Here is a 7982-nt window from a genome sequence, read left to right on the forward strand (position 1 = left end):
GGGGGTCTTTGTTATGTCTGGAGGGCAGCAGCATAAAGTCTCGGTCTGGATCTCCTGGAGCAGCATCAAAAAAATGGTCCTGGGCGCCGTACTTCTGGCCGTAATGATCGGAATTATCGCCTATGATATGCCAACAGCGAGGACGATTAATTACTGGAGTCTTCCGCTTTCCGGCAAGGTGATTGCCATTGACGCCGGTCATGGAGGACCGGATGGCGGTGCAGTCAGCCGCGGGGGCCTGATTGAGAAGGATATCAATCTTGCGGTGTCGCTCTATCTGCGCGATTATCTGCAGCAGGCGGGAGCGATTGTAGTGATGACCCGTGAAGGGGATTATGATCTGGCCGGAGAGGGCACCAAAGGGTACGCCAAACGCAAAACGGAGGATTTGAAGCAGCGGGTCAGAACCATTGAGGAGAAGGGGGCTGATCTGTTTATCAGTGTTCATATGAACAGCATTCCTTCGAACCGATGGAGCGGTGCGCAAACCTTTTATTATCCAAGCAACGAAGGCAATAAGGCACTTGCCGGTCTGGTACAGGAGGAGCTGCGTACGACACTTGCCAATACGGACCGGGTGGCCAAGACGGTGAATACGGTTTATTTGTTAAAAGCATTGAAAATGCCCTCTGTGCTTGTAGAAGTAGGGTTCCTGTCACATCCCGAGGAGTCGGCTTTGCTGGGAGACGATGTCTATCAGCGGAAGGTGGCAACCAGCATCTACCGGGGAATCCTGCGCTACCACTCTGAGCAGCCATAGGGAGGGACTACTCTTCCCTTAAAGGGTAATGCTATAATAGACGAAAATACCGGAGCATACCCGTCCGGGAAGGAAACAGAGGTGCTTTCCATGCTGACTAGGGAACAAATTCAGGAACTTTTACAGCCGCTTACAGACCCGGAATCCGGAAAAAGCCTTGTCGAACTACAGCTGATCCGCGATATCATGGTCAAAGAAGATCGCATCTCCCTGTCTGTCGTGTGTCTTGATGCGGGAGAGAAGCAGCGCATGGAGCTGGAGCAGCAGGTTCGTGATCTGCTTGCTGAAGGCAACGTGGGCAATATTCATATCCGCCTGCGTGAGCCCACAGATTATGAACGCGCTATCCTCCGCGGAGAGAGCGCTGCAGATGAACCGGGACCGGAGGATGGAAACAAACTTAAAGGCCATGCAGCGGGCCTGGAGGAGCATGAGCTGATCAATGAGAATTCAGGCGTGAACTTCATCGCCATTGCCAGCGGTAAAGGGGGAGTCGGAAAATCGACGGTGACGGTGAATCTTGCTGTAGCCCTGGCCCGGAAAGGCAAAAAGGTGGGTCTGATTGATGCTGATATTTACGGGTTCAGTATTCCTGATATGATGGGGATCGAGGAAGGGCCAATAGTAGAAGAAGGCACGATTATTCCGGTAGAGCGCTTTGGAGTAAAAGTAATGTCGATGGGCTTTTTTATCCGCGAGAACAGTCCGGTGATCTGGAGAGGGCCGATGCTTGGCAAAATGCTGCGCCAGTTCTTCAGCGATGTAGGCTGGGGCAAACTGGATTACATGCTGCTGGACCTGCCGCCGGGAACGGGGGATGTGGCGCTGGATGTCCACCAGATGCTGCCGCACAGTAAAGAGATCATTGTAACTACCCCGCATGCTACAGCGGCCTTTGTGGCTGCCAGAGCAGGCTCTATGGCTCTGCAGACGGAGCACGAAATTCTTGGGGTTATAGAGAATATGGCTTATTACGAATGCTCCTCCTGCGGTAAAAAGGACTATATCTTCGGCCGCGGCGGCGGAGCCCGGCTGGCGGAGACGCTGCACACAGAGCTGCTGGCACAAATACCGCTTGGCGCACCGGATAACCATATCTCTGAGCCTGATTTTTCCCCATCGGTATATAAGGCCGAGACAGCAACAGCAGCACTGTTTGCCGAAATTGCAGACAAGCTGATCGCTAAATACGAGCAATAAGCTGCCTACAGCACCGTTTTAAACCAAATAAGACCTGTCCCGAATTGGGGTCAGGTCTTATTTTTTGCTGCACATTAACTGTGCTTAGCCTCGTATGCAGCTAGGAGCCCGAGTCGTCTCCGCCTTCTTCCTGTTTCTGGCTGTCTCCACCGCCGCCGCCTTGTTCACCGCCTTTTTCAGCATCCTTTTTCTGGACTTTAGGCTGCAGCTCTTCCTGTACTACTGTTTTAAGCAGGTCAAGTACTTCCATGCGGAAAAGCGGATTCTGCATGGCCTCCTGCATAATTGTCATGGACTGCTTACGGTAATCGGATGTTTTAGTAAGGTCGAGGAACATTTTCATCATTTCAGGTGACTTCATGATCTCTTCGACAGATTTCTGATAACTTGGATCCTTAATCAGCTGCAGATGCAACTCTTTGCTTTGGCTGTTGATTGCCTTGGCAAACTCGCCGGCAAACTGCGGGTCCGTCATGATCTTCTCGATTTCCTTTTGGTACTCTGGAGCTGTTATGGTATCTTTAACCGCGATCCGGATCTGCTCGGTCGTTTGCATCGGCATCATTTTCATGCTCAACCCGCTGGTGCTGCCCCCCTCCGAGCTGGGAGTGGAAAGTGCTTCTTCTACAGCTTTTTTTCCCTCATCGCTTTTCAATATATCTACAACCATCGTCTTCATTTCCTTATAACCGCCCTGTCCGGAAGAAGAACTGCTCTGTTCGCCTCCGCAGGCCGTCAAGGCCATAAGCAAACCGAGTGCCAAGCCTCCAGACCACCAAGTCCTCCATTTCATTGGCGCTGCCCTCCTTTATAGAATAACTGATTGTAGTATGCCGCACGGGCACACATTTATGTTGCAGCGTAATGGTTTTTTGACGGTAACCTTGGTAAAATAAATCTGATACGGGGAGGTGAAAGCGCTGAACTTAAGGAAATGGTTTTTTTTGTTCTGGACTACGCTTTTGATCGGGGCAGGGGGGGCAATTATTGCCGGACTTGCGCTGCAAACTGCCAACGGCGGGATTGATTTTCGAAGCACAGCCGATCTTCTCCTATATGCCCTGATTCTTCTGGGTTATGGGGTGCTTGTCAGTGTATATGCCCAGCTTGGTTTCTTTGCTTATCTGATTCTCAACTATATGGGTACCGGTGTGTTTCCGCGCAAGGTCTGGCGCTACATACAGCTGATACTGGCTCTGTTGGCCTTATTTGAACTGATCTTCCTGCGTACATTTGTGGGCGGCGACCGGAGCGCGGGTTCCGACTTACTGCTTGGCCTGGGCATACTGTTGACAGCGCTTGTTGTATCCTGGTTTAAAATGCGCAGCACCAATGCCTCGGCCTGGATTCCAACCTTTTTCTTTATGACAGCGATTACGATTGTGGAGATTATTGGTGTTCTCCGGATCGGTGTAGACAATGCTACCTTATTTATTCTTGTACCGCTTATTGCCTGCAATGCATTCCAGATTCTGATGCTGCACCGTATTCTGAAGCCGGTAACCCATTGAATTTATACGACAAAAAACCTGCTCCTTTGTATTCATTCAAGGAAGCGGGTTTTTTGGCATTGCCTATCCGGGGCGGTTAAAATAAAGATGATGAGGTTAATCTTAAAGAACAGAGCGGAGGAGGGAATATATGAACATCAAGCGCTATATGATAAAAGACACAAGCGAAACACGCCTGAAGGATCTCGATCCGGATGACAGGGGCGAGTTTAAATCCAAGGAAGAAGCCGAGGCTAAGATGGAAAAGCTTAAGGAACGGCTGGCTGAGCTCCAGGATATTCTGTTCGCACAGAAGAAGCACTCCCTGCTTGTTATTCTCCAAGGTATGGATTCCAGCGGGAAGGACGGAACGGTCAAGCACATTTTCTCAGGCGTTAATCCTCAAGGCTTTATCGTCACCAGCTTCAAAAAACCTTCTCTCGAAGAGGAAGCGCATGATTTCCTGTGGAGAGTCCATATGAAGACCCCGCCGAAGGGCTATATTGCCGCTTTTAACCGCTCGCATTATGAGGATGTTCTGGTTCCTCGCGTGCATGGCAGTCTGAGCAAAGATGAGGCCAAGCGTCGCTTCCGCTACATCCGCCAGTTTGAGGAAATGCTGGCGGAAGAGGGAACGACGGTAATCAAGCTTTTTCTCCATATCTCTAAAGAGAAGCAGTTGGACAAAATTCAGGAGCGGCTGAATGATCCGGCCAAGCACTGGAAATTCGACGCCAGTGATCTGCAGGAGCGTGAATACTGGGACGATTACCAGAAGGCCTATGAGGATGTTTTCCGAGAGAGCAGTATAGAAAAGGCCCCATGGTACTGGATTCCGGCCAATCGCCGCTGGTACCGCAACTATCTGGCGCTGGCCATTGTGGTTAAGACGCTTGAGGGGCTTGATTTGTCCTATCCCAAGCTGAATACACCTACTCCGGATATTTCTGAGCTGATTTCACCGCGTCATTAACAGCCGGAAGAGACAGCTTTTCTTACGGAAGGCTTATCCTATAAACCGGCAGCGTCCTCCAAGCCATTATCCAGCCAGGCAGAATCGCGGACTTCCTTGCCCTCGGTACTGCTTTGGCTGATTAACTCTGATACGGTTACAAATTCATAGCCTTGGCTGCGCAGTTTATCGATGATCTGAGGCAGCGCCTCATGCGTCTGTTTGCAGGAGTCACTGGCATGCAGCAGTACGATATCTCCCGGGTGGGCTTTGCTGGTTACACGGTTAACGATATTATCGACACCGATGTTTTTCCAGTCCAGCGAGTCGGTATCCCACTGAATGACTTTGTAGCCCAGATCAGATGCGACCTGCAGGACTCTCTTGTCAAAATCGCCGTTAGGCATTCTGATCAGATTGGGCTGTGTGCCTGTAAGTTCGGTTAGTACACTGTGGGCTGTGGAGATTTGGGTGCGGATTTCCTCATTGCTCAGCGTGCTGTAATTTACGTGCTTATGGCCGTGGCTGCCGATTTCGTACCCTGCGTCCTTAATACTTGTTACAATTTCCGGATGCGTTTTGCTCCAGGGGGAGGACAGAAAGAAGGTGGCTTTATCTACCTTTTTATCCTCCAGCACCTTCAGAATCGGTTCTGGCCTTTTTTCTCCCCAACTGATATCGAAGGTTAATGCAATCAGCTTCTTTTCCGTCGGCACGCTGTAAATTGCGGAAGGGGCGGAATCAGAGAATACGGTAATATTGCCCCTTTCAACATAGACAACGCCGGCGGTAAGCAGCGCAGCAGCAAAGATGTAAATGAACCGTTTTATCTTTTTGCCGCTGAATACATAAAAAGAATTCATAATGTTAGCGCTCCTCTCCCATGCGAAATGCTTGTTTGTTCTAAATGTATGCTCGTACAGGACGCTTATGACCGCAGTGAACTATAATTTCAGGAGGTATTCATGTTATCCATTGTTACATTTATCAAAGATTTGGGTACGATCCGCAAAGCATTGCTGCTGGCGGTTCTGCTTTTTATAGCCGGCGGTATATTAGGGTGGATTGGCACCGGCAGTCTGCAGCAGCTGCTGAACGAGCAATTAAAGGGGATTAGTGAAATCAGCGGAAATTTGCGGGAGTCATCTAATCCGCAGTGGAGCTTTTTTGTCTTCATATTTTTGAACAACAGCATCAAGAGTGTAGTTATTATTTTTCTGGGCGCTTTATTCGGAATATTGCCGGCGTTCTTCCTGCTGATTAATGGTGCAGTCATTGGTTATTTGATTCATTTGTCCGCAATACAGGGACAGGATCTGTTCACGCTTATCGTAAAAGGCTTGCTGCCGCATGGAATTATTGAAATTCCGGCTATCATTATCGCTTGCGCCTTTGGGTTGAAATTCGGCAGCAACGTGCTCTCGGCACTGTTCAAATCAGGGAGAGGCGAAGAAAAGCCAGAAAGCAGATGGCCGTTCTTTATGCGGCAGACATTCACTGCTTCGGTTTGGATTGTTATTCTGCTGCTCGTGGCTGCAGTCATTGAAAGCACAATTACATTCTCGCTGTTATCATAAAATCCCAAGGAATTGAGCATAACAGTAAAGCCGAAATATTTGGCCGGGCAGCACTTTTTGGATACGGAGCGGCCATAAATGGAATTTTTTATAATTATGGTTACAGATCCCGCACTCCGGTTAATCTAGTGTAAGCAGTTCAATATAGAGCTTCCCGCATCAAATGGTCTTTACGCAGGGGATTAGGTATGACATTTGGTGATTGCTATAACTATGAATTTCGTGAAGGAGGAAAGGCATATGCTCGGAATGTTATTCAATGAGAAGGAGTGCAAGGAGCTGGATTATGTGCTGCGCAAGGAGCTGGATGAAATGCTTCTGGACTTAAGTGACCAGCGTTTAGATCAAAACATCAGGCACGCTATTGCCAATCGATATAAAACTATATTCCGTATGTATGCGCGTTTTGCCCCGCAGAAGGAGTTATCCAAGTACGCCTGGGGAGGACGTTCTTCTCAAATCAAACACTGAATTTTGAAGGGCTCAGGATGAAAGAAATTAATTTAACCTAATAGCTTGACTAAAAGGGAGCGGTCGTGATACATTATATCTCGCGCTCCTTTTGAATGTTTCAAGAGAGGCCGCAGGCAAGAAATAATGAAAATTAATCCTTTTCAAAAAAAAGCTTGCCAAACAGCTAAACACTGTGATATATTATAAAGGTCGCTGCTGAGACAAAATAAGCGACAAAAGATGAGACTTTGATCTTTGAAAACTGAACAACGAGTGAGTGAAGAATCACTTCGGTGATTCGAAAAACAGAGAATGCAAATTCTCGTCAGATGTTTCAAAATGAGCAATCGCTCTTTTCAATACAAATTGGAGAGTTTGATCCTGGCTCAGGACGAACGCTGGCGGCGTGCCTAATACATGCAAGTCGAGCGGAGTATTTCCTTCGGGGAATGCTTAGCGGCGGACGGGTGAGTAACACGTAGGCAACCTGCCCTCAAGACTGGGATAACTACCGGAAACGGTAGCTAATACCGGATAATTTCTTTTTTCTCATGGGAGGAGAATGAAAGGCGGAGCAATCTGCCGCTTGAGGATGGGCCTGCGGCGCATTAGCTAGTTGGTGAGGTAACGGCTCACCAAGGCGACGATGCGTAGCCGACCTGAGAGGGTGAACGGCCACACTGGGACTGAGACACGGCCCAGACTCCTACGGGAGGCAGCAGTAGGGAATCTTCCGCAATGGGCGAAAGCCTGACGGAGCAACGCCGCGTGAGTGATGAAGGTTTTCGGATCGTAAAGCTCTGTTGCCAGGGAAGAACGTCCGGTAGAGTAACTGCTACCGGAGTGACGGTACCTGAGAAGAAAGCCCCGGCTAACTACGTGCCAGCAGCCGCGGTAATACGTAGGGGGCAAGCGTTGTCCGGAATTATTGGGCGTAAAGCGCGCGCAGGCGGTCATTTAAGTCTGGTGTTTAAACCTTGGGCTCAACCTGGGGTCGCACTGGAAACTGGGTGACTTGAGTACAGAAGAGGAAAGTGGAATTCCACGTGTAGCGGTGAAATGCGTAGATATGTGGAGGAACACCAGTGGCGAAGGCGACTTTCTGGGCTGTAACTGACGCTGAGGCGCGAAAGCGTGGGGAGCAAACAGGATTAGATACCCTGGTAGTCCACGCCGTAAACGATGAGTGCTAGGTGTTAGGGGTTTCGATACCCTTGGTGCCGAAGTTAACACAGTAAGCACTCCGCCTGGGGAGTACGGTCGCAAGACTGAAACTCAAAGGAATTGACGGGGACCCGCACAAGCAGTGGAGTATGTGGTTTAATTCGAAGCAACGCGAAGAACCTTACCAGGTCTTGACATCCCAATGAAAGCATTAGAGATAGTGCCCCTCTTCGGAGCATTGGAGACAGGTGGTGCATGGTTGTCGTCAGCTCGTGTCGTGAGATGTTGGGTTAAGTCCCGCAACGAGCGCAACCCTTGACTTTAGTTGCCAGCAGGTAAGGCTGGGCACTCTAGAGTGACTGCCGGTGACAAACCGGAGGAAGGTG

Annotated in this window: 8 protein-coding genes and 1 rRNA gene (1 of these 9 only partly in view); 7 read left to right on the plus strand and 2 right to left on the minus strand. The window is 49.4% G+C overall.

Annotation, left to right across the window (positions count from 1 at the left end):
- Positions 1 to 13: 13 nt before the first annotated feature.
- Together cwlD and LOS79_RS28235 are read left to right on the plus strand one after the other, a co-directional pair.
- On the plus strand, positions 14 to 760 hold the full coding sequence (gene cwlD, locus LOS79_RS28230) for an N-acetylmuramoyl-L-alanine amidase CwlD (RefSeq protein WP_315414080.1): 747 nt from the start codon (positions 14 to 16) through the stop codon (positions 758 to 760).
- Positions 761 to 850: 90 nt separating this feature from the next.
- Entirely contained in the window at positions 851 to 1960 is a 1110-nt protein-coding gene (locus LOS79_RS28235) for an Mrp/NBP35 family ATP-binding protein (protein WP_315414081.1), read from the plus strand.
- A gap of 100 nt (positions 1961 to 2060) precedes the next feature.
- Here LOS79_RS28235 and gerD read toward each other — a convergent pair whose 3' ends face one another.
- Positions 2061 to 2753, minus strand: coding sequence for a spore germination lipoprotein GerD (gene gerD, locus LOS79_RS28240; protein ID WP_315414082.1), 693 nt, complete (start codon positions 2751 to 2753; stop codon positions 2061 to 2063).
- A 169-nt stretch (positions 2754 to 2922) separates the two neighbouring features.
- Between gerD and LOS79_RS28245 the strand changes: the two genes are divergently transcribed.
- Together LOS79_RS28245 and LOS79_RS28250 are read left to right on the plus strand one after the other, a co-directional pair.
- Positions 2923 to 3471 carry a KinB-signaling pathway activation protein gene (locus LOS79_RS28245; protein ID WP_315414083.1) on the plus strand — a complete coding sequence of 183 codons (549 nt, stop codon included), beginning with the start codon at positions 2923 to 2925 and terminating at the stop codon, positions 3469 to 3471.
- A gap of 130 nt (positions 3472 to 3601) precedes the next feature.
- A complete protein-coding gene (locus LOS79_RS28250) occupies positions 3602 to 4423 on the plus strand; it encodes a PPK2 family polyphosphate kinase (protein WP_315414084.1) in 822 nt (273 codons plus the stop codon).
- Positions 4424 to 4461: 38 nt separating this feature from the next.
- Here LOS79_RS28250 and pdaB read toward each other — a convergent pair whose 3' ends face one another.
- On the minus strand, positions 4462 to 5265 hold the full coding sequence (pdaB, locus tag LOS79_RS28255) for a polysaccharide deacetylase family sporulation protein PdaB (RefSeq protein WP_315414086.1): 804 nt from the start codon (positions 5263 to 5265) through the stop codon (positions 4462 to 4464).
- Positions 5266 to 5367: 102 nt separating this feature from the next.
- Here pdaB and LOS79_RS28260 point away from each other — a divergent pair, with 102 nt between their 5' ends.
- From LOS79_RS28260 to LOS79_RS28270, 3 genes are all read left to right on the plus strand, one after another.
- Positions 5368 to 5979, plus strand: a complete 612-nt coding sequence (locus LOS79_RS28260) for a stage II sporulation protein M (RefSeq protein WP_315414087.1) — start codon at positions 5368 to 5370, stop codon at positions 5977 to 5979.
- A 240-nt stretch (positions 5980 to 6219) separates the two neighbouring features.
- Positions 6220 to 6450, plus strand: coding sequence for a hypothetical protein (locus LOS79_RS28265; protein WP_315414088.1), 231 nt, complete (start codon positions 6220 to 6222; stop codon positions 6448 to 6450).
- Between the two features lie 345 nt (positions 6451 to 6795).
- Positions 6796 to 7982, plus strand: a 16S ribosomal RNA gene (locus LOS79_RS28270); it runs 361 nt beyond the window's last position.

The organism is Paenibacillus sp. MMS20-IR301, from assembly GCF_032302195.1.
GTDB lineage: Bacteria > Bacillota > Bacilli > Paenibacillales > Paenibacillaceae > Paenibacillus_AQ.